Here is a 354-nt window from a genome sequence, read left to right on the forward strand (position 1 = left end):
TCTGTCGACTCCCAGCACATCAACCAGCATCGCCAGGGTTTCTGCTACCCTTCTGGGAGACTCGTAGAATACAGTAGTCATATCGGTGCCACGCAAACCTTCAAGCGCCTCACGCCTGGCCACTTGTTTTACCGGCAGAAAACCAGCAAACATAAATTTGTCGGTAGGCAAACCCGCCGCGCATAAAGCCGTAATAGCCGCACAAGGTCCAGGTAAGGGCACCACCTGAATGCCTGCATTGCGACACAAACTCACCAACGCATAGCCAGGATCACTGATAAGCGGCGTACCCGCATCACTGATCAAGGCCATGGTCATTCCTTGCTCCAGTCTGGATAACAATTGCTCTGCACG

The 354-nt window shown here is 53.1% G+C and carries 1 protein-coding gene; it reads right to left on the reverse strand.

The window, feature by feature from the left end; all coding sequences use genetic code 11:
• Positions 1–342, reverse strand: a 342-nt coding sequence (gene rsmI / locus J0A66_RS22170) for a 16S rRNA (cytidine(1402)-2'-O)-methyltransferase (protein WP_338143946.1), incomplete at its 3' end; no start/stop codon positions are given.
• Positions 343–354 lie beyond the last annotated feature (12 nt).

Origin of the sequence: Bowmanella dokdonensis, assembly GCF_017254865.1 — a bacterium.
In the GTDB taxonomy this organism is placed as follows: domain Bacteria; phylum Pseudomonadota; class Gammaproteobacteria; order Enterobacterales; family Alteromonadaceae; genus Bowmanella; species Bowmanella dokdonensis.